At 47.6% G+C, this 439-nt stretch carries 1 protein-coding gene; it reads right to left on the reverse strand.

Going from position 1 to position 439, the window contains the following annotated elements; genetic code table 11:
• A partial coding sequence (locus D7W79_RS42760; RefSeq protein ID WP_120530806.1) for a GTP-binding protein occupies window positions 1-275 on the reverse strand: 275 nt, incomplete at its 3' end.
• Window positions 276-439 lie beyond the last annotated feature (164 nt).

Below are 439 nucleotides of genomic sequence, written 5' to 3' on the forward strand. Positions count from 1 at the left end.
ACCATGGACATTACACGTTCAACTTCACCACCGAAGTCGGCGTGCCCCGGGGTATCAACGATGTTGATACGGTAATCATTCCATTTGATAGCGGTGTTTTTCGCGAGGATGGTAATCCCACGCTCTTTCTCCAAATCGTTGGAGTCCATCACGCGCTCTTGGGTTTCGGCACGAGAGTCGAACGTACCGGATTGTTGGAGCAGCTTGTCTACCAGGGTGGTTTTACCATGGTCTACGTGCGCGATGATGGCGATATTACGCAATTTTTCGATCACAACTTTGCCTCAGGCATTAGAAATAGCGCGTTATTGTACACGGATTAATCGCACTACAAAACAGGATCACAAACATCCTCCGCAAACAAGTATTGCAGAGTCCCTTTGTGATCGCTTTCACGGAGCATAAAAAGGGTTATCCAAAGGTCATTGCACCAATATGG

Origin of the sequence: Corallococcus exercitus, from assembly GCF_003611585.1 — a bacterium.
Lineage (GTDB): Bacteria > Myxococcota > Myxococcia > Myxococcales > Myxococcaceae > Corallococcus > Corallococcus exercitus.